At 75.4% G+C, this 19,347-nt stretch carries 13 protein-coding genes; 9 read left to right on the forward strand and 4 right to left on the reverse strand.

What is annotated here, in order from left to right:
- On the reverse strand, positions 1-963 hold the full coding sequence (locus AC3EVP_RS04050; protein WP_335977245.1) for an ABC transporter substrate-binding protein: 963 nt from the start codon (positions 961-963) through the stop codon (positions 1-3).
- A gap of 436 nt (positions 964-1,399) precedes the next feature.
- Between AC3EVP_RS04050 and AC3EVP_RS04055 the strand changes: the two genes are divergently transcribed.
- Both AC3EVP_RS04055 and AC3EVP_RS04060 read left to right on the forward strand, forming a co-directional pair.
- Entirely contained in the window at positions 1,400-2,614 is a 1,215-nt protein-coding gene (locus AC3EVP_RS04055) for an NAD(P)-dependent malic enzyme (RefSeq protein ID WP_435126044.1), read from the forward strand.
- A gap of 144 nt (positions 2,615-2,758) precedes the next feature.
- Positions 2,759-3,721 (forward strand): zinc-binding dehydrogenase, encoded by a 963-nt coding sequence (locus AC3EVP_RS04060; RefSeq protein ID WP_435126047.1) that lies wholly within the window; start codon positions 2,759-2,761, stop codon positions 3,719-3,721.
- Here the strand turns inward: AC3EVP_RS04060 and AC3EVP_RS04065 are convergent.
- The 3 genes from AC3EVP_RS04065 to AC3EVP_RS04075 all read right to left on the reverse strand — a co-directional run bounded on the left by AC3EVP_RS04065 (position 3,711) and on the right by AC3EVP_RS04075 (position 6,015).
- On the reverse strand, positions 3,711-4,724 hold the full coding sequence (locus AC3EVP_RS04065; RefSeq protein ID WP_435126050.1) for a PadR family transcriptional regulator: 1,014 nt from the start codon (positions 4,722-4,724) through the stop codon (positions 3,711-3,713). The two genes, AC3EVP_RS04060 and AC3EVP_RS04065, sit on opposite strands and share 11 nt — an antisense overlap.
- Before the next feature lies 1 nt (position 4,725).
- Positions 4,726-5,646, reverse strand: a complete 921-nt coding sequence (locus AC3EVP_RS04070; RefSeq protein ID WP_335977237.1) for a DUF4097 family beta strand repeat-containing protein — start codon at positions 5,644-5,646, stop codon at positions 4,726-4,728.
- A 186-nt stretch (positions 5,647-5,832) separates the two neighbouring features.
- Entirely contained in the window at positions 5,833-6,015 is a 183-nt protein-coding gene (locus tag AC3EVP_RS04075) for a DUF6104 family protein (RefSeq protein ID WP_335977236.1), read from the reverse strand.
- Between the two features lie 333 nt (positions 6,016-6,348).
- Between AC3EVP_RS04075 and AC3EVP_RS04080 the strand changes: the two genes are divergently transcribed.
- The 7 genes from AC3EVP_RS04080 to fxsT all read left to right on the forward strand — a co-directional run bounded on the left by AC3EVP_RS04080 (position 6,349) and on the right by fxsT (position 19,316).
- Positions 6,349-8,433: a VMAP-C domain-containing protein gene (locus AC3EVP_RS04080; protein ID WP_435126054.1), complete on the forward strand. Its 2,085-nt coding sequence runs from the start codon at positions 6,349-6,351 to the stop codon at positions 8,431-8,433.
- A gap of 36 nt (positions 8,434-8,469) precedes the next feature.
- Positions 8,470-9,492 carry an AAA family ATPase gene (locus AC3EVP_RS04085; protein WP_335977234.1) on the forward strand — a complete coding sequence of 341 codons (1,023 nt, stop codon included), beginning with the start codon at positions 8,470-8,472 and terminating at the stop codon, positions 9,490-9,492.
- A gap of 7 nt (positions 9,493-9,499) precedes the next feature.
- On the forward strand, positions 9,500-12,889 hold the full coding sequence (locus AC3EVP_RS04090) for an SAV_2336 N-terminal domain-related protein (protein WP_435126058.1): 3,390 nt from the start codon (positions 9,500-9,502) through the stop codon (positions 12,887-12,889).
- 162 nt (positions 12,890-13,051) lie between these two features.
- On the forward strand, positions 13,052-13,252 hold the full coding sequence (gene fxsA / locus AC3EVP_RS04095; RefSeq protein WP_335977231.1) for an FxSxx-COOH cyclophane-containing RiPP peptide: 201 nt from the start codon (positions 13,052-13,054) through the stop codon (positions 13,250-13,252).
- A 152-nt stretch (positions 13,253-13,404) separates the two neighbouring features.
- Complete coding sequence (locus AC3EVP_RS04100; protein ID WP_435126061.1) at positions 13,405-14,601, forward strand: FxsB family cyclophane-forming radical SAM/SPASM peptide maturase; 1,197 nt, start codon at positions 13,405-13,407, stop codon at positions 14,599-14,601.
- Complete coding sequence (locus AC3EVP_RS04105) at positions 14,598-16,211, forward strand: aKG-HExxH-type peptide beta-hydroxylase (protein WP_435126064.1); 1,614 nt, start codon at positions 14,598-14,600, stop codon at positions 16,209-16,211. The genes AC3EVP_RS04100 and AC3EVP_RS04105 overlap by 4 nt, the downstream gene beginning before the upstream one ends.
- A gap of 96 nt (positions 16,212-16,307) precedes the next feature.
- Positions 16,308-19,316 carry an FxSxx-COOH system tetratricopeptide repeat protein gene (gene fxsT, locus AC3EVP_RS04110; RefSeq protein ID WP_335977228.1) on the forward strand — a complete coding sequence of 1,003 codons (3,009 nt, stop codon included), beginning with the start codon at positions 16,308-16,310 and terminating at the stop codon, positions 19,314-19,316.
- Positions 19,317-19,347 lie beyond the last annotated feature (31 nt).

The following is a 19,347-nucleotide window of genomic DNA, read 5'->3' on the forward strand; positions in this document are numbered from 1 at the left end:
TCAGGAGCCGCCGTTGATCGAGGCCGTCTTCACCGCGCCGCTGTCGGCGTTCCACTTGTGCAGCACCTGGGCGTAGCTGCCGTCCTGGATGATCGCGTTCAGCGCCTGCTGGAGGGCGTCCCGCAGCTGGCTGTTGCTCTTGTCGAGCGCGATCCCGAACGGGCCGGCGTCGGCGGGGGAGCCGGCGATCTGGAAGTCCTTGCCGCCCCCGGACTTCTGCGCGATGTACGCGGCCACCGGGGTGTCGTTGAGGTCGGCGACCGCGCCGCCGGCCTTGACCCGGGTCTGCGCCTCGGCGTCGGTGTCGAACGCCTGGATCGTCAGGCCCTTGGAGCCGCAGGCCGTCTTCTGCTTCTTGAAGGCGTCCTCGTAGATCGTGCCGCGCTGCACCGCGACGGTCTGGCCGCACACGTCGGCGAGCGCGTTGATGTTCTTCGGGTTGCCCTTCTGTACCAGCAGCGAGGAGCCGGACATGTAGTAGTCGACGAAGTCGACGCCTTTTCCGGTCTTCTTGCCCTTGTCGTCCAGTCCCTGCTGGCGGTCCTTGGTGTCGCTCATAGCGGACATCACGATGTCCTCGCGGCCGGTGTACAGCGAGGTGATCAGACCGTCGAACTGGCCGTTGGTGAACTCGAACCGTACGCCCAGCTGCTTGGACAGCGCCGCGCCGAGGTCGGGGTCTATGCCGATGATCTTGCCGTCGGACGTCTGCTCCATCGGCGCGTACGAGGCGTCGGTGCCGACCTTGATGACACCGGCGTCCTGGTACTTCTTCGGCAGCTTCGCGAAGAGCGGGGCCGCGGACTTGCTGGTCGAGGAGGTGGCGCCGGACGAACTACCCGAGTCGTCCTTCTTGGTCTGGTCGCCGCACCCGGTGAGGACCAGGGCGCCGGCGACCGCGAGGGCGGCGACCGCGGTGATGCGGGTGCGGGGGGATGTACACCGAGGGGAGCCTGCGGTCATCGCTGTGTCCTCCAACAAAACGAGCATGTCACTGCGTTCGGACCTTGGGTGTGGGGGGCACGCGTCTTCGAGTACCGCCACCCAGTGTGATCCGTGCATCTTGCCATCCGGACAGCCCCTGACAGGGTTCTCGTTGTGTCAAAATCGGATAACGGGCCATCCCCGGGCTGCCATCGGGCCGGCACACCAAGGCCGGACCGCGATGCAGCCGTGTCGTCCTGACCGCCCCCGCGAGGGGCGGCGGCTTCCGGTACAGCTTCCGGTACAACAGGACCTTCACCCCCATCCGGGGCCCACGGCGTGCGTGCGGCACGCCCGGCGCCGCGCTGCCACCTCGGTTACTCGTACCCCGGTGGCACCGGCGCTCCGCCCACCCGCCCCGCCCAGCCGGCGGATGGGCACCTCAACCCTCACTTCTCGACCAAGGGGTCACACAGTGGCAGCGGAGATCGTCAATCCCGGCAACCTCGCGGACGCCGCGGCGACGGACGAGCAGTTCCCGATCGACCCGGTGTTCGCCCTGCACCGCGGCGGCAAGATGGCGGTGGCCGCCACCGTCCCGGTCCGCGACGCGGACGACCTGTCGCTCGCGTACACGCCCGGCGTCGCCGAGGTGTGCACCGCGATCGCCGAGCAGCCGGAACTGGTGCACGACTACACGTGGAAGTCGCAGGTCGTCGCGGTGGTCACCGACGGCACCGCGGTGCTCGGGCTGGGCGACATCGGGCCGGAGGCGTCGCTGCCGGTGATGGAGGGCAAGGCGATCCTCTTCAAGCAGTTCGGCGGGGTGGACGCGGTGCCGATCGCGCTGGCCTGCACGGACGTCGACGAGATCGTGGAGACGGTGGTGCGGCTCGCGCCGTCCTTCGGCGGGGTGAACCTGGAGGACATCTCCGCGCCGCGCTGCTTCGAGATCGAGCGGCGGCTGAAGGACGCGCTGGACATCCCGGTCTTCCACGACGACCAGCACGGCACCGCGGTGGTCACGCTCGCGGCGCTGCGCAACGCGGCCACGCTCACCGGGCGTTCGCTCGGCGAGCTGCGGGCGGTGATCTCCGGGGCGGGCGCGGCCGGGGTCGCGATCGCGAAGATCCTCGTGGAGGCGGGCGTCGGGGACGTCGCGGTCACCGACCGCAAGGGCGTGGTGCACGCCGGCCGGGACGACCTCAACGCGGTCAAGCGGGAGCTGGCTTCGTATACGAACAAGGCGGGGCTGACCGGTTCGCTCGCCGACGCGCTGGCCGGCGCGGACGTCTTCATCGGCGTCTCGGGCGGCACCGTGCCGGAGGAGGCGGTGGCGCGGATGGCGCCGGGCTGCTTCGTCTTCGCGATGGCCAACCCCACGCCCGAGGTGCACCCGGACGTCGCGCACCGCTACGCGGCGGTGGTGGCCACCGGGCGCAGCGACTTCCCCAACCAGATCAACAACGTGCTCGCCTTCCCGGGGATCTTCGCCGGCGCCATGCAGGTGCGGGCCTCCGCGATCACCGAGGGCATGAAGCTGGCCGCGGCCGAGGCGCTCGCCGCGGTGGTCGCGGGCGAGCTGTCCGCCGACCACGTGATCCCGTCCCCGTTCGACCCCCGCGTGGCCCCGGCGGTCACCGCGGCCGTGGCAGCCGCCGCCCGCGCCGAGGGCGTCGCCCGCAGGTAGCTGTGACTGGCCTGGCCCCGGCCCGGGACGAGCGGCGCGTGCGACCGCCCTCCCGGGCCGCCGGTGCCCCGTGCGGTGGCGCGTTCGGCGCTGCGCAGCGGGGGGTGCTTTCGTACTGGTGGGTAGGGGGCCTAGGGTCGGGGGATGTTTGCTGTGTATGCGGGGCGGATCGATGCCGAGCAGCCGCTGCGGGGGCTGGAGTCGGGGGAGCGGCCGGCGCCGGAGCGGCGCGAGGGGTGGAGCCGGGTCGAGGTGCGGGCGGCCTCGCTCAACCACCACGACCTGTGGTCGCTGCGGGGGGTGGGGCTGGGCGAGGAGAGCCTGCCGATGATCCTCGGCTGCGACGCGGCCGGGGTGGACGAGGACGGCAACGAAGTGGTGCTGCACTCGGTGATCGGCCAGACCGGGCACGGGGTCGGCCCGCGTGAGCGCCGCTCGCTCCTCACCGAGAAGTACCAGGGCACCTTCGCCGAGCAGGTCGCGGTGCCGACGTGGAACCTGCTGCCCAAGCCGCCGGAGCTGTCCTTCGAGGAGGCGGCCTGCCTGCCCACGGCATGGCTGACCGCCTACCGGATGCTCTTCACCAACGCCGGGGTCCGCCCGGGCGACTCGGTGCTGGTGCAGGGCGCGGGCGGCGGCGTGGCCACCGCGGCGATCGTACTGGCCAAGGCCGCCGGCCTGCGCGTCTACACCACCAGCCGCAGCCCCGCCAAGCGGGAGAGGGCCCAGGGGTTGGGCGCCCACGGGGCGTACGAGCCCGGCGCGCGGCTGCCGGAGCGGGTGGACGCGGTGATCGAGACGGTCGGCGCGGCCACCTGGTCGCACTCGGTGAAGTCGCTGTGCCCGGGCGGCACCCTGGTGATCTCGGGTGCCACCAGCGGCGCCAACCCGCCCGCGACGGAGCTCAACCGGATCTTCTTCCTGGAGTTGAAGGTCGTCGGGTCCACGATGGGCACGAAGGACGAGCTGGAGGACCTGCTCGCGTTCTGTGCCGCGACCGGGGTGCGCCCGGTGATCGACTCGGTGCTGCCGCTGGACCGGGCCCGGGAGGGCTTCGAACGGCTGGCGGCGGGCGAGGTGTTCGGCAAGCTGGTGCTCACGACGTAGGTCCGCGGCCGTGCAGCGCGGCGGTGATGTGCGCCGCCGCGGTGGACAGGTGGCGCCGTACCTCGCGGAGCTGCGCGTCGGTGACGCCGTGGTCGCGGGCGGTGTCGCGGACGCTGTCGCGGAAGCGGTCCAGCAGCCGTTCGAGGTCGCGGCGCGGGTCGTCGGAGGGCGGCAGGCCGTCGTCGGGCTCGTCGGCGCCGGGCTCGCCCGCGGTGGACTTGCCGGCGCCGGGCGGGGCCGGGGGCGCGGGCGGGGCCGGGGGCGCGGGCGGCGGCGGGGCGGTGGGCGGTGCGGGCTTGGCCGCGCCGGCCGGCGGCTGGCCGAACTGGCCCAGCTCGCGGGTGAGTTCGGCCAGGCCCTCGCGCAGCCCGCTCTGCCAGTCGCCGGCCTTCGCGTGCGACTGCACATGCTCCTGGACCTGCCGGGCGATCCGCTGCATCTCGTCGCGGGCGGAGTCCATCGCGTCGCGGGTGGCCTCGCGCGCGGCCTCGCGGGCCGCCTTTGCCTGGCGGCGGGCGTCACGCGCCTCCTCCTTGGCGCGGCGGCTCTCCTCCTTCGCCCGCTTGGTCTGCTCCTTCCACTGCTGGTGCGCCCCGCCGCGGTCGTCGGGGTGCGCGCGGGCCTGCTGGGAGGCGGCGCGCACCTCGCGGCGCAGGTCGCCGGCGGCGCCCCGGACGTCCTCGCGGATTTCGGCGGCCAGCGAGGAGACCGACTCGCGGATCTCGGCCTCCAGCCCGGCGATCTCGTCGGCCCGGGAGGCGAGTTCGGCGCGGCCCTCGGCGGTCAGCGCGTAGACCTTGCGGCCGCCCTCGGTGGAGTGGGTGACCAGGCCCTCCTGCTCCAGCTTGGCGAGCCGGGGGTAGACGGTGCCGGCGGAGGGCGCGTACAGGCCCTGGAAGCGCTCCTCCAGCAGGCGGATCACCTCGTAGCCGTGCCGGGGGGACTCGTCGAGCAGCTTCAGCAGGTACAGCCGCAGCCGGCCGTGGGCGAAGACGGGGGGCATGTCAGACGTCCTTCCGCAGCGAGGGGGCGTCGCCGTCCGGGTGGCCGGGGCCCTCGGGGCTGTCAGAGCTGTCGGGGCTCTCGGGCCCGCCGGGGCTGTCGGGGTCGTCCACCGGGGGGCGGCGCAGCAGCGCCAGGGAGCCGGACACCGTGGTCGCCTTCAGCCGGGCGGTGCCGCGGCCGATCCGCCCGGTGATCCGCTTCGCGCCCCAGCCGCCGGACACCCGCAGCTCGTCGAAGGCGCAGAAGACGCTGCCGCTGGTGGTGTTGGCGTCGACCTCGGCGTCGCCCGGCTCGGGGATGCGCAGCGCGATCTCGCCGGAGACGGTGTTCAGCCGCACCTCGCCGCCGGCCGACGGGTCCAGGTCGAGCACGATGCTGCCGCTGACGGAGTCGGCGCGGACCTCCCGCCCGGCGCCGTCGACCACGGTCAGGTTGCCGGAGACGGTGCTGAACCGCAGGTCACCGGAGAGCGCCTGCGCCTCCACGTTGCCGCCGACGGTGTGCGCCTTGACCGGGCCGCTCAGCCCGACCAGGGTCGCGTCCCCGTTGACGCCGTGCACCGTGGTGGCGCCGCTGATCCCGGAGACCACCGCGTTCGCGCCGACCACGCCGACCTCGACCCTGGTGTGCTGCGGCACCGCGAGGGAGATCTCGGCGCGCCGCGTCCAGCCCTTGCGCTCCAGCCACTTGGTGAAGCCCTTCCACTCCAGGTCCTCGTAGCCGACGCTGAGCGTGCCGTGGTCCAGCCGGACCCTCAGCGGCGGGCCGTCCAGCGCGGTGATCTCCACTCTGGCCGGGCCGTCGTCGGCGCCGACGACGTTGACCGCTCCGTTGACGATCCGGACCTTCAGGGTGTCGATCCGCTCGTCGAAGACGAACTTCTCCGGCCCGGCGACGTGCCGCTCCGACGTCCCGCTCATCGTGCCCCTCCTCGGGTACCCGGCCAACGCAACATATCGCGTCTTCCGAAAGACACGATATATCGCGTGCTGCACAAGTCAAGCGGTTGTCGTCGCCAGGCGCCCCGCACCCGGGCGCGGGGCGGGGCCGCGGCCCTGGTCGGGGCGCCCGCGGGGTACGGCCGGTTTTCCGGCAACCGGAAGCCGCTACTCGTCGTCTTCCTCGTCATCCAGGCGGGCCAGCCAGGTGGCCAGCCGCTCGACCGGCACCTCGAACTCGGGGTTGAGGTCGACGAACTCGCGCAGCCGGTCGGCCAACCACTCCAGGCTCACCTCCTCCTCGCCGCGCCGGTCGGCCAGTTCCTCGATACCGCGGTCGGTGAAGTACAAGATCTGCTCCGGAACAGGGGTGGGACGGGCTGTGGCAGGGCAGGGACAGCGCAGGAGGCGCCGGGGGGCGGTGCCGCCCGGGCGGGCGGCGGGGCCGGCGGTCCCCAGGCCCGCACACGGTCAAGGATAGGCAGTGTCCGGGAAGGACCCCGCGCAGGTCGGGCGGGCGATAACCTTCCTTGCACGACCCGGCAGTGGGGGGATTGAGCAGGTGCGGACGGCGGTGAGGAGCCCGAGGGCGGCGGCAGGCGGCGCGCCGCGCACCGCCGCGGCCCGCGCGGGGGCGCCGACCCGCGCCGCCGCGTGCGCCGACGGCCGGGCAAGGGGCGCACGGTGACGTCCGGGGGCGCATCGGAGCAGCTGGCCCAGGCCGCCGAGATCCTGGTCCCGCTCGCCGAGGAGGCCACCGTACGCATTCACGGCGCGGACGCCGGGAATCCTCTCCTGGGCAGCGGCTTCTTCGTCGCGCCGAACTGGGTGCTCACCTGCGCCCACGTCGCGAGGGCCGAAGGGGAGGTGACACTCGTGGGCGCGCCCCGCAAGGAAGTGCGCGTCGGCTACCGCGACCGGCTCCTCGCGGGCGTCGTCGAGTGGGCCCAGCCCGCCGGTCCCGCCGCAGGCGTCCCCGGGCAGAACCAGGGCACCGGCTACGGCGCCGGCGGGTCCGGCTACCGCGCCGCCGACCGCGTCCCCACCGGGTGGGCCGCCCCCGACCTGGCCCTGATCCGCCTGGTCGACCCGCTCGACCACCCCTGCGTGTGGCTCACCGAGCGCACCGCCAAGGGCTACACCACCAACCCGGTCGCGTACTTCGGCTGGCTGCCGATGGGCGACGTCCTCGTGCCGTACAGCGGGCGGTGCGTCATCAGCGGCCAACTCGGCGTCGGCGGCGGCGGTCTGATCCGGCTGAGCAACGACGACGAGATGCCGCAGGGCCTGTCCGGCGGGCCCGTGGTGGACCTGGTGCGCGGCGAGGTGATCGGCGTGCTCCAGGCCCGCCGGGCCGAACGCGACGGCGGACTGGCCGTCAGCATCCAGCAGTTACGGCTGCTGCCGACGGCCGAGAACCCCGCCGACGACCTCTACCACCGGGTGATGACCGCCCACGACCTCTACCACGCCGACCACCACAAGTTCCTGCTCAACCGGGACTTCTACGGCTGGACCGAGGCCCACGGCGAGATCGGCGCCTCCGCCGGCCGCGCCCTGACCCCCGGCCGCCGCACCACCCTGCTCGGCCTGCTCGCCCAGCTCCCGCCGCCCTCCGCCCGCGCGCTCGGCGACATCGTCACCGAGGTGCGCGGCGCCGCCGGCCAGGGCTTCGCGGTCGCCCCGCGCGCCTGGCGCGACGGCCTGGGCATGCTCTACAACCTGCCGCACGGCTCCGAACTGGAGGCGGTGCTGCGCTACGCGGTGCTCGCCGCCACCGCCGAACGCACCCAGCCGGCACGGGAGTCCGACGAGCGCAAGCTGTGGGAGTGGGCCCAGTCCACCGCGGCCGACCAGGACCTGACCATGCTCTTCCGCACCTCCCTGATGGGGGAGTGGACGTCGCGGCTGCGGGCCCGGCACGCGGAGGTGCCGGCGCAGACCGGCCCGGACCCGGCCCTGCGGGCCCGCGGCGAGGCCCAGTTGGAGATCATCCCGCGCGGCTGGGAGCCCGATCGCTTCGACTGGCGGGTCACCGTCTCCCCGGAGAGCGGCGAAGTCGACTGCGTGGACGAGGACTTCCGCGGCACCGCGGTCGCCGACCTGCCCGCGCGGCTGGCCGCGCCGCTCACCGAGGCGTTCCGCCGCTGCGACGAGCCCGGTTACGTCGCCGCGCTCCAACTGGCCGTCCCCGGCTCCCTGATGGCCTTCGCCGCCGACACCTGGCGGCTGGACCCGGACGGCGCCACGCTCGGCGCGCTGCGCCCGGTGGTGGTCCGCCGCACCGACCCGCCGCCGGACACCGACGCGGACGTCGCCGAGGAGCGGCTCGGCCGCTGGCACGCCCTGCACCGCCGCGCGCCCGACCCCGAAGTGCTCGACTGCGAGGACTCGCAGACCCGGCCGCTGCCCGACGACGACGAACTGCGCGCCCGGCCGCAGGAGATGCTGCCCGTGCTGTGCCGCAGCGGCGCCGCCGCCCCCGAGGCGCTGCACCGGCTGCTGCGCTGCGGCTACTCGGTGGCGCTGTGGCGGCGCGACCCGATCGAGTCCCGGCAGGTCTGCTCCGAACTGCACCGCGGGGTGCCGCGGGCGGTCCGCGCCGCCCGTACCGCCGCCGGGCTGCCCGCCCGGCTCGCCGACCTGCGGGCCGCCGTCGCGGAGGGCGTGCCCGAGGCGTTCTGGTCCGGCGCCCTGGCCCTGCTGTACGACGATCCGACCCGTCCCCTGACCCTTCCCGGAACCGACGAGCTGTTGGAGACTCCATGACGAACACCGACACCCGGGACCGACGGGGGAACCGCGATGAGTGACGTGACCGGTTCGGGCGCATCGGGCGAGTGGCTCATCTACCGCGGCACCGGCGAACCGCACACCGGCATGGACAACCTGCCCGAGCCGCCCCCCTGGCGGGACTTCGACGGCGGCCCGCTGGTCGGACCGGGCCCCGGCCCGGACAGCTCCTCCGCGCGAAGGCTGGGCGCCTACCGGCACATGGCCGAACTGCACCGCCCCAGCCCCGAGGAGCTGGAGATGGTCAACGCGGCGCTCTACCTGCGCCGCCCGCTGCTGGTCACCGGCAGCCCCGGCGCCGGCAAGAGCACCCTGGCCCACGCGGTCGCCTACGAACTGGGCCTGGGGCGGGTGCTGCACTGGCCGATCGTCAGCCGCAGCACCCTCCAGGACGGCCTGTACCGCTACGACGCGATCGCCCGCCTCCAGGACACCCAGATCGCCGCGAACTCCGGCACCGCGCCCCCCGGCGGCATCGGCAGCTACATCCGGCTCGGCCCGCTGGGCACCGCGCTGCTGCCCACCGCGCAGCCGCGCGTGCTGCTCGTCGACGAGCTGGACAAGAGCGACATCGACCTGCCCAACGACCTGCTCAACGTCATGGAGGAGGGCGAGTTCGGCATCCCGGAGCTGGAGCGGCTGGCCGAGCGCGAGCCGCAGGTCGAGGTGCTGACCGACGACGGCAACCGGGTCACGCTGCGCGAGGGCCGGGTGCGCTGCCGGGCCTTCCCGTTCGTGATCCTGACCAGCAACGGGGAGCGGGACTTCCCGCCGCCGCTGCTGCGCCGCTGCATCCACCTGGAACTGGGCCGGCCCGACCACGAACGGCTGTCCACCGTGGTGCGCGCCCACCTCGGCGACGAGGCCGCGACCCTCGGCGACGACCTGGTGCGCCGCTTCCTGGAGCGCTCCCGCAGCGAACTGCTCGCCACCGACCAGCTCCTCAACGCCATATACCTCACCCACCACGCGGCGCCGCCGTCCCGCGCGCGGCTCGCGGACATGCTCATCCAGCGGCTCGACAGGCCAAGGTGAGGCGGCCATGGCCGAGAAGGGCCCCGGGCGGTACCCCGACGACGCACCCGTCGGCGGCGACCTGACGGCGCGCGGCGCGCCGGACGGCGGCGCGGACGGCGGCGGTCGCGGCGGCACCGACCCGCTGGCCCGGGTGGTCGGGGCGATCCGCGGGGCCGGGCTCGACCCGGACCCCGGCGAGCTCGCCGACGCCCTGTGGCTGGCCCGCTGGTCCCGCCCGACCGCCCGGCCCGACCCGGAGGGCCTGGGCGGCGCCCACCGCGCCTCGCCGGGCGGCGTGGACTACCCGCACGCGCACCGCCCCGACGGCACCGACGGCGCCGGCACCCGCCTGGTCCCCCCGACCCGCTCCGACACCGCCGAACACCCGTCCGAGGAACGGCTGATCGGCCTCTACCCCGGGCAGGGCGTGGCCGGCCCGGTCGGCGCGGCACCCCTGGGCACCGCGCTGGGCGTCGCCGTCCCGGAGGCCGGCGCCCTGCCGCAGCTGCTCGAACTCCAGGCCGCGCTGCGCCCGTTGCAGCGCTACCGCAGCCCGGCCCGGCCGCTGCGCGAGGAGCTGGACGAGGCCGCGACCGCCGAACACGCCGCCCGCGCGGGCGGGTTGCTGCTGCCGGTCTTCCGCCCGACCTCCCACGGCGACGCCTCGATGCAGCTGCTCATGGACACCTCCTCCTCGATGTTCGTCTGGGAGCGGATGCTCCGCGAACTGGCCGGCGTCTTCGAACGCCTCGGCGCCTTCCACGAGGTGCACGTCCGCTACCTGCACGCCACCCCCGACGGCACGCTCGGCGTGAGCAGCCGCTTCGAACCCGAACCGGCCGGGCTGCTCTCCGCCGAGCAGCTCGGCGACCCCACCGGCCGCCGGATCACCCTCATGGTCAGCGACTGCGCCGGGCCGCTGTGGCGCTCGGGGCAGGCCCACCGGCTGCTCCACCGGCTGAGCCGGCACGGCCCGGTCGGCGTGCTCCAGCCGCTGCCCGCCCGGCTGTGGAGCCGCACCCTGCTGCCCGTCTCCTACGGGGTGCTGCACCGCTCGGAGGGGATGCTGCTCTCCTCGCCGCTGCGGTTCTCGCCCGGCTCCACCGGGGTGCCGCCCGAGCCCGAGGCGCTGCCGGTGCCCGTACTGCCGCCCACCGCCGCGGCGTTGGGCTCCTGGGCGCGGCTGCTGGCCGGGATGGGCGCGGGCGAGGTGCCCGCCGCCGTCGGCTGGGTGCGCGCCGACCAGCCCGCGGTCCGCTCCCGGCCGCGCCGGACGACGGTGCCGGTGCCCGCGCTGGTCCGCCAGTTCCGCGCCGCCGCCTCGCCGGCCGCCGCCCAGCTCGCGGTCTACCTGGCCGCCGCCCCGCTGTTCCTGCCGGTGATCCAACTGGTGCAGCGCACGATGCTGCCCGACTCCGGCCCGGCCGAACTGGCCGAGGTGCTGCTCAGCGGCCTGGTGGTGCGCAGGAGCGGCGACGACCAGCGCTGGTACCACTTCGCGCCCGGTGTCCGCGACGCGCTGCTCGGCCCGCTCGGCGTGGACGAGGCGCGCCTGGTGCTCAAGCACTGCTCGGAGTACGTCGAGCAGCGGTTCGGCAAGTCCGGCCCCAACTTCCCCGCGCTGGCGATCACCCAGCTCGCCGAGGGCCCCGGCGACCCGACCGCCGACGCCGCGGTGCGCTCCGCGGTGCGGCGGGCCGCCCTCGGCGCCGGACCAGGCGGCGCCGGCGGCGGGCGCGGCGGCGAGGAGGGCACCGTCGCGGAGTCGCGGCAGCCGTTCGCGGAGGTCGCCGCGCGGGTGCTGGAGCGCTTCATGCCGCTGCCCGACGACGGCGCGCCAGGACCGTACCCCGGCTCCGCGGCGGTGCAGTCCTCCACGGTGGTGCAGCGCGCCCGGGACCTCGCCGACCGGTTCACCGCCGAGGGCCTGGTGCAGTACCTGCTGGACGCGGTGGGGCTGCTGCGGCGGGCCGCCGCGGAGGAGCGGATGCGCGGCCTTGACCCCGACCTGTGGACCGAACTGGCCCAGCAGCTGCTGCGGTTGTGGCGGCTGCGCGGCGGCGCGGGACTGCTGGCGGAGGCCCGCGAGGCGTCCGAGACCGCAGCCGCCCACCACTCCTCGCTGCCCGCCCGCTCGGTGCGGGCCCGGGTGCTCCAGGCCACCGCCCAGGAGCGGGCCGCCGCCGGCGACAACCGCGGCGCGCTCGAACTCCTCCAGCGCGCCGACCGGGAGTTCACGGCCGTGTGCGCAGCGCCCGGCCTGGACTCCGCGAAGCTGCTCGACGCGACCCTGGAGCGGGTCGCGGTGCTGGAGGAGCAGTGGGTGATCAGCGGCGACGCGGTGCTGCTCCAGGAGACCGTCGGGACGCTGGAGGCGGTCGCCGACTCCTGGTCGCCGCGCCGCCCGCGGCCCAGCGCGCTGCTGCTCGCGCACGGCCGCGCCCTGCTGCGGCTGGCTGACGCCGCCGACAGCCGGGAGCGCCGCCAGACCTACGCCCAGCAGGCCGCCCGCAGTTACGCCGGCGCGCTCACCGCGCTGCGCCGCGAGGAGGCCGACCGGGACGCCGTCACCGCCGCCACACTGGCCCTGGTCGACGCCGAACTGCTCACCGGCGGGCGGCTGGTGGAGGCGCAGCGGCTGGTCGACGACGCCCTGGACGGCACCCGCGACCGGCTCCAGCGGGCCGCGCTGCTGGCCCGCGCCGGGCGGATCAGGCTGGCCCGGCACGCCGCGGGCGGGCCGGCCACCGAACTGGAGGCGGCGGCGGCCCGGTTCGAGGAGGCGGCCCGGCTGACCCCCCGCGACCGCACGGAGTACAGCGGCCTGATGGCGGAGTGGGGCGCGGCGCTGCTGGCGCGCTCGGAGCTGCCCGGCGGCTGGACGTTCGTCAACCGCGCGGTGCTGGTGCTGCGCGACTGCCGGATGGAGACGCCCGAGTCCGACCCGCGCCAGCCGGAGCGGCTGCTGATGCTGGGGCGCGCGCTGATACTGCGCTACCGGGCCGAACAGGAACTGGTGGACCTGCGCGAGGCCGAGCAGGTGCTCGGGCTGGCCGCGCAGGGCGCCGACGTGGCGGACCTGGCCGCGCGGATATGGTTCGAGCTGGGCGAGTCGCACCGCCTGGTGCCCAGCCACTCGCGCCGCCCCGAGCGCCTGGACCAGGCGGCCGACGCCTACCGCAAGGCGGCCGCCGCGGCCGCCGACGCCGCCCGGGCGGCCGCCGAACCCGAGCCGATGGTGCGGCTGGCGGCCCGCGCGCACCACTGGCGCGGCGACGCGTACGAGACGGCCCGCCGGCCCCGCGCCGCCGCCGACGCCTACCGGGCGGCGCTGCGCGAGTGGCGCCAACTCCCCGACGACGGAGGCGAGGAGGGCCGCGACACCGGCGCGCGCCTGGACGCCCTGACCAGTTGAGCCGCACGTCACCCCCGTACAGGCCGAACTCCCGTGCGGGCAGGCGTGGTTGCCGCGCGCCTGGTGGGGCACCATGGACCTGACGGGCGGTCGGGGCGGGCGGTGGCAGCACGGCGGGAGCGCGGGGCGGGCAGCACACCTTTAGGTTCGGGGAGGAGCACGATGGAGGAACGACCCAACGAAGGCGCGGAGCCGTACACCGAACCCGCCCTTCGCGAGGCCGGGATCGACCTGCTCGGCATGGACCTGGAGCAGTTGCGCACCGTGCAGCACCCGGTACTGTCCGCGCTGGTCGGCGACTTGCGCGCACGGGTGGCGAAGCCGGGCAGCGAGGCGCTGTGGGGGTTCGACAACGACACGTGAGCGCCGCCGCGCGCCGGCTCTCTTCCGGCCGCGCTCCGGAAGGGATACGGCCATTTCACCGGACGGGTGTTTGCCGCCCCGCAACTGGCGGGAACAACCGCGGGGGCCGGCGGGAAGCCCCTCGATGGCCCGCGCCCGGGGGAGGTGAGGACGTGCGGCACACGGCCGGGCCACCCGGACGCCCGCCCTTTCCGATCCGGCAGTTCATCCTCAAGACGCACAGCCGCTGCAACCTCGCCTGCACCTACTGCTACCTGTACGCGGGCCCCGACCGCACCTGGCGCGACCGCCCCCGGGTGCCCGCCGCCGAGGTGACCGCGCGCACCGCCGCGCGCATCGCCGAGCACGCCGCCGCGCACCGCCTGAGCGAGGTCGCCGTGGTCTTCCACGGCGGGGAGCCGCTGCTCGCCGGCGCCGAACGCCTCGCCGCCGACCTCGACGTGATCCGCCGGGCGCTGCCGCCCGGCTGCACCGTGCACGGCAGCGTGCAGACCAACGCCACCCTGCTCACCCGCGACCGGGTGCGCACCCTCGCCCGCGCCGGGCTGCGGATCGGCGTCAGCCTCGACGGCGGGCTGCCCCACCACAACCGCGAGCGGGTGGACCACGCCGGGCGCCCCTCGTGGCCGGCGGCCGCCGCGGGCCTGCGGCTGCTGGCCGCCCACGCGCCCGAGGCGTACGGCGGCGTGCTGTGCGTCGTCGACCTGCGGCACGACCCGGTCGAGGTCTACGACGCGCTGCTCGCCTTCGGCCCGCCCGCGGTCGACCTGCTGCTGCCGCACGGCAACTGGAGCGCCCCGCCCCCCGGCCTGCCCGCCGCGCCCGACGACCCCGCGCCGTACGGCAGTTGGCTGACGGCCGTCTTCGACCGCTGGTGGGACGCGCCCGAACGCCGCACCCGGATACGGCTGTTCGAGGAGTGCGTCGCCCTGCTGCTCGGCGTGCCCGCCGCCATCGAACGGCTCGGCCTCCAGCCGTTCACCGCGGTGGTGGTCGAGACCGACGGCAGCATCGAACAGGTCGACTCGCTCAAGTCCGCGTACGAGGGCGCCGCCGCGACCGGCCTCGACGTCTTCCACCACAGCTTCGACGACGCGCTGGCCCACCCCGGCGTCGCCGCCCGGCAGGCCGGCCTCGCCGCGCTGGGCGCCACCTGCCGGGCCTGCGCCCTGGTCGCGGTCTGCGGCGGCGGCCACTACGCCCACCGCTACCGGGCCGGCGCCGGCTTCCGCAACCCGTCGGTGTACTGCGCCGACCTCGCCCACCTCGTGCGCCACACCGCCCGCCGGCTCGCCCAGGCGGCCGGTACCGGGTCCGGCCGCCACACGACCCGGGAGACCATCCGGTGAACCCGCTCGGCACCCCTGGCCCCACCACCCCGCCCCGCGGGCCCGGCGCCCCCGGCGGCGCCGGCCGCGACGGGCTGCCCGCCGACATGCTGCCGGTGCTCGGCAGCACCGGCAGCACCCCGGGCCTGCTCGACCTGCTCGTCGCGCACCAGCACGCGCGGCGGCTGCTGACGCTGCGCGCCCTGCTGGAGGCGGTCGCGACCGCCCCCGCCGGGACCCTGCCCGAGGGCACCGCCGACCGGGTGCTGCGCGACTGGCGGCTGCTGGAGGCCGCCGACCGCGCGGACAGCGCCGCCACCCGGCGGGTCGTGCAGTACCCGCACACCGGGGCCTGGGCGGAGCGCTGCCTACGCGCGTTGACGCGGCCCGGGCAGGCGCACCGCGCCGCCGCGGAGCTGCCGCACCTGGCCGCGCTCGCGGCGGCCGCCGCCGCCCGCGCCGGTCTGCGCTTCACCGTCGACGTACCCGCGTACGGCGGGGAGTTGCGGCTGCCCACGATCGGCGGCCACCGGCCGGGCCGCGCGGCAGGCGCCGCGAGGTGCGCGCCCGGCGGCCCCGGACCGGTCGGACCCGGTGGACCCGGTGGACCCGGTGGACCCGTCGGAACCGGCGGAACCCGCGGCCAAGGACCCGGCGACCCCGCCCCCGTACCCGCCCCCGTACCCACCGTCCGCGTCGTCGGCGAACCCCACCGGCTGTGGCTCCTCCCGCTGCCGCCCGACGGCACCCGGCCCCCGGCCCCCGGCCCCGGCGCCGTCGAGGTCCGCGAGGGCCCCGACGGCATCTGGCGCTCCGCCGCCCCCGGTTGGCGCCCGCTCCAGGCGCTGCGCCACCCCGACGGCCGCGCCGTCCTCATCGACGACGTGGACCCCTACCGCGACGAGGAGCGCCGCACCAACCCCTACGGCCTTGACCTCGCCGACCGGCTCGACCCCGCCGGGCACGCCGCGTGGCGGACCGCCTGGCGCGACGCGCGGCCCTGGCTGCGGCTGGGCGGCACCACCCGGGCCCAGGAGGTGGCCGCGCTGCTGGACTGCGTGGTGCCGCTGACCGGCGCGCCCGGCGCGCAGTGCAGCGCCACCCGCGGCGAGGCGTTCGGGGCACTGCTGTCCAGCACCCCGCGCGACGGCCTGGAGCTGGCCGCCACACTGGTGCACGAACTCCAGCACGCCAAGCTGCTGGCCGTCTCCCAGCTGGTGGTGCTGCACACCGCCGACGACGCGCCCGGCTACTTCGCGCCCTGGCGCCCCGACCCGCGGCCCTTCGACGGGCTCTTCCACGGCGCCTACGCCCACCTCGCGCTCGCCGACTTCCACCTGCGGGCCGCCACCGCGCTGACCGACCCGGCCCGCCGGGACGCCGCCTGGGCCGACCACTGCCGCTGCCGGGAGCAGGTCGGCGCCGCGCTGCCCCAACTGCTCGGCGCCCGGGCCCTGACCCGGCAGGGCCGGGCGCTGGCCACCGCGATGGCCGCGCACCACGCCCGGTTGGCGGAACACGCCCCGCCCGACGGCCATTTGGCCCGCGCGAGCGCCTATGTGGAGACCGCCCGGGCCATCTGGCGCAGAAGACGGGCGCAGACTGCCACGAACGGGCGCGAACCGGCATGACGGCACGTCAACGGGGGAGCATTCGGTGTAGTTTCTGACGCAGTCACCTGTCGCACCGTCAGAGCACTCTGCGCGCACAACGAGGGAGTCGGTCGCATGGCCGGAGGGCGGAACACCGCTTCAGCAGCAGCCGCACGGGGACCGGTGACGATCAGCTTCGCCGGGTACAACCGGGCGTGGGCGGCATGGATCGCCAGCCGGCTGGAGCGGCACGGCCTCCAGGTGTCGATGCAGCGCTGGGACCTGCTGCCGGGGACCAGCGTGCAGCAGGGCCTGCGCGACCTGCTGCTGTCCGAGGGCCGGGTGCTGGTGGTGCTCAGCGAGTGGTACTTCCGGCTCGGCCCGCGTGACCCGGAGGAGTGGAACGAGGCGCTGCGCGAGGTCGTCCCCGAGCACAGCGACCGCTTCGCCGCGGTGTGCGTCACCGCCGCCTCGCTGCCCAGCGCCGCGGCCTCGCTCAGCGCGGCCGACCTGTGGGGACTGGGCGCGGCGGAGGCCGAGCGTCGGGTGCTGTCCCGGCTGGGCGTCTCCCCGCCGCGCTCGTCCGCCGGCGACACCCTCAGCGGCGCCGGCGGCCCCCGCTTCCCGCTGGAGCAGCCCTCGGTGTGGGGCGGCGTGCCGCGCCGCAACACCCGCTTCACCGGCCGCGAGGCGCTGCTGTACGGGCTGTACCAGCAGTTGACCGCCGCCGAGCCCGGCGCGGCCGTCGTCACCCTGCACGGCCTGTCCGGCGTCGGCAAGACCCATATCGCCACCGAGTTCGTGTACCGGTTCGGCCTGGAGTACGACGTGGTGTGGTGGGTGCGCGCTTCCGAGCGCGGCACCCTGCGCGAGAAGCTCGCCGGCCTCGCCCCCGCCCTCGGCCTGGTCACGGGGCGGGAGTACGGCGAGCGGCTGCGGGCGGTGCGCGACGCGCTGCGCCGCGGGGACCCGTACTTCCGGTGGCTGGTGGTGCTGGACGGCGCGGACCAGCCCGAGGAGATCCACGACCTGGTGCCGACCGGGCCGGGACATGTGCTGATCACCTCGCAGAACCGGGAGTGGGGCGAGCACAACAGCGCCCTGATCGAGGTGCCCGTCTACGACCGCGACGAGTCGGTGGCGTTCGTACGCCGCCGGGCGCCGCGGCTGGACAACGCCGACGCGGACAAGCTCGCCGAGGCGCTGGGCGACCTCGCGCTGGCCCTGGACCAGAACGCGGGCGCCCTCAACGACTCGAACATGCCGGTCGACGAGTACATCGAACTGCTGCGGCACGGCGCCGACGTGGAGCCCGGTCTGAAGGTCGCCGCCGACTTCCAGATGACGTACTTCACCGCCTTCTCGATACTCCTCAACCGGCTGCGCGAGGACAAGCCGGAGGCGGTCGACCTGCTGCGGCTGTGCGTGTTCTTCGCGCCCGGGCCGATCCCGGTCCGGCTGCTGCGCGACCTGCCGATCCGCGACGTGCCCGAGCGGCTCGCCGGGCTCATCGAGGACCCGCTGCTGTGGAACTCCGCCATCGGCAAGCTCGCCCAGTGGTCGGTGATCCAGTCCGACCCGCAGGAGACCGACACCGAGGAGTCGGCCGGCTCCACCGACGTCGTCCAGATGCACCGGCTGGTCTACCAGGCGGTGCGCGCCGACATGCCCCGCGAGGAGCAGAGCCTGTACTCGCGGGTGGTGCGCAAGCTGCTCGCCGCCGCCGACCCCGGCCGCCCCAACGACACCCGGCTGTGGCAGCGCTACGCCGAGATCGTGCCGCACCTGGAGGCGTCCGGCGCGCTCAGCTCGACCAACCCCGAGATCCAGTCGACCGTCCTGAACTGCCTGCGCTACCTGTACTTCTCGGGCGAGTACCGCGCCGCCCAGCGGATCGCCGCGGCCGCCGCCGAGATCTGGCCGCGGCTGCTGGAACCGGACCACCCCCGGCTGTGGGACCTGCTGCACAACCAGGCCAACGCCATCCGGGCCACCGGCGACTACACCACCACCGAGGCCATCGACCGCCGCGCGCACGCCCGGCTCAGCGCCGACCGCGGCCCCAACGACCTGCTGGCGCTGCGCGCGGCCGGCAGCCTCGCCGCGGACCTGCGGGCGCTGGGCGAGTACGACGAGGCGCTCGACCTGTCCCAGCGGGTCCGCGACAGCTACCGCGAACTGCTCGGCCCGCAGGACGCCCGCACCCTGGTCGCGCAGAACAACATCGCCGTCACCTACCGCCTGCTCGGCCGCTACCACGACGCGCTGGAACTGGACCGGCAGACCATGGAGGCGCTGCGCGAGCAGTTGCGCGACCGGCACAACCTGACGCTGTCGTCGGAGAACTCCTACGCCCACGACCTGCGGCTGCTCGGGCGCTACGAGGACGCCACCTCGGTCCAGGAGCGCAACGCCGACATCCACCGCATGGTGCTCGGCCCGGACAACCCGCAGACGCTGCGCGCCCAGCACAATCTCGCGCTGTGCCACCAGCGCGGCGGCGACCGGCCCAAGGCGGCCGTCTTGCTCGCCTCGCTGCTGGAGCGCTGCGAGCGGGTGCTCGGCGACAGCGATCCGCTGACCGTGCGGGTGGCGGCCACCTTGTCGACCTTCGAGCGCGAGCACGGCGACCTGGACCGCGCCCGCGAGCTGGGCGAGGCCGTGCTGTCCCGCTACCGCACGCAGTTCGGCGCCGGCCACCCGTACACCGCGGGCGCGCTCGCCAACCACGGGCTGCTGCTGCGGGCGGCCGGCGAGCGCCAGCAGTCCCAGATCGAGGTGGAGGACGCGCTCGCCGCGATGAGCCGCGTCGTGGGCGAGGAGCACCCCTGGACGCTGGGCTGCGCGCTCAACGTCGCCGCGGCCCGCAACTTCGCCGGGGACCCGGAGGGCGCCGCCGAGCTGAGCCGGATCACCGCGGACCGGGCCGCCGCCCGGCTCGGCAAGGACCACCCGCTCAGCCTGTCCTGCCGGGTCGCGCTCGCCACCGACCTGCGGAACCTGCGGCGCCGCCCGGAGGCCGACAAGGTCGAGGAGGAGGCGCTCGAGGCGCTCGCCCGCACGCTCGGCCCGCAGCACCCGCACACCATCTCCGGGCGCTCCCGCAGCCGCCCGTACTGGGACTTCGAACCGTTCAGCTCCTGACCGGGCCGCGCACGCCGCGACCCGCGCACGC

Source organism: Actinacidiphila sp. bgisy144, from assembly GCF_057708105.1.

Excerpts from the sequence above, each read along its gene's own strand:
- AC3EVP_RS04050 (WP_335977245.1), bottom strand. The coding sequence starts at position 963 with ATGACCGCAGGCTCCCCTCGGTGTACATCCCCCCGCACCCGCATCACC.
- AC3EVP_RS04060 (WP_435126047.1), top strand. The coding sequence starts at position 2,759 with ATGTTTGCTGTGTATGCGGGGCGGATCGATGCCGAGCAGCCGCTGCGG.
- AC3EVP_RS04065 (WP_435126050.1), bottom strand. The coding sequence starts at position 4,724 with ATGCCCCCCGTCTTCGCCCACGGCCGGCTGCGGCTGTACCTGCTGAAG.
- AC3EVP_RS04070 (WP_335977237.1), bottom strand. The coding sequence starts at position 5,646 with ATGAGCGGGACGTCGGAGCGGCACGTCGCCGGGCCGGAGAAGTTCGTC.
- AC3EVP_RS04085 (WP_335977234.1), top strand. The coding sequence starts at position 8,470 with ATGAGTGACGTGACCGGTTCGGGCGCATCGGGCGAGTGGCTCATCTAC.
- AC3EVP_RS04090 (WP_435126058.1), top strand. The coding sequence starts at position 9,500 with ATGGCCGAGAAGGGCCCCGGGCGGTACCCCGACGACGCACCCGTCGGC.
- fxsA (WP_335977231.1), top strand. The coding sequence starts at position 13,052 with ATGGAGGAACGACCCAACGAAGGCGCGGAGCCGTACACCGAACCCGCC.
- fxsT (WP_335977228.1), top strand. The coding sequence starts at position 16,308 with ATGGCCGGAGGGCGGAACACCGCTTCAGCAGCAGCCGCACGGGGACCG.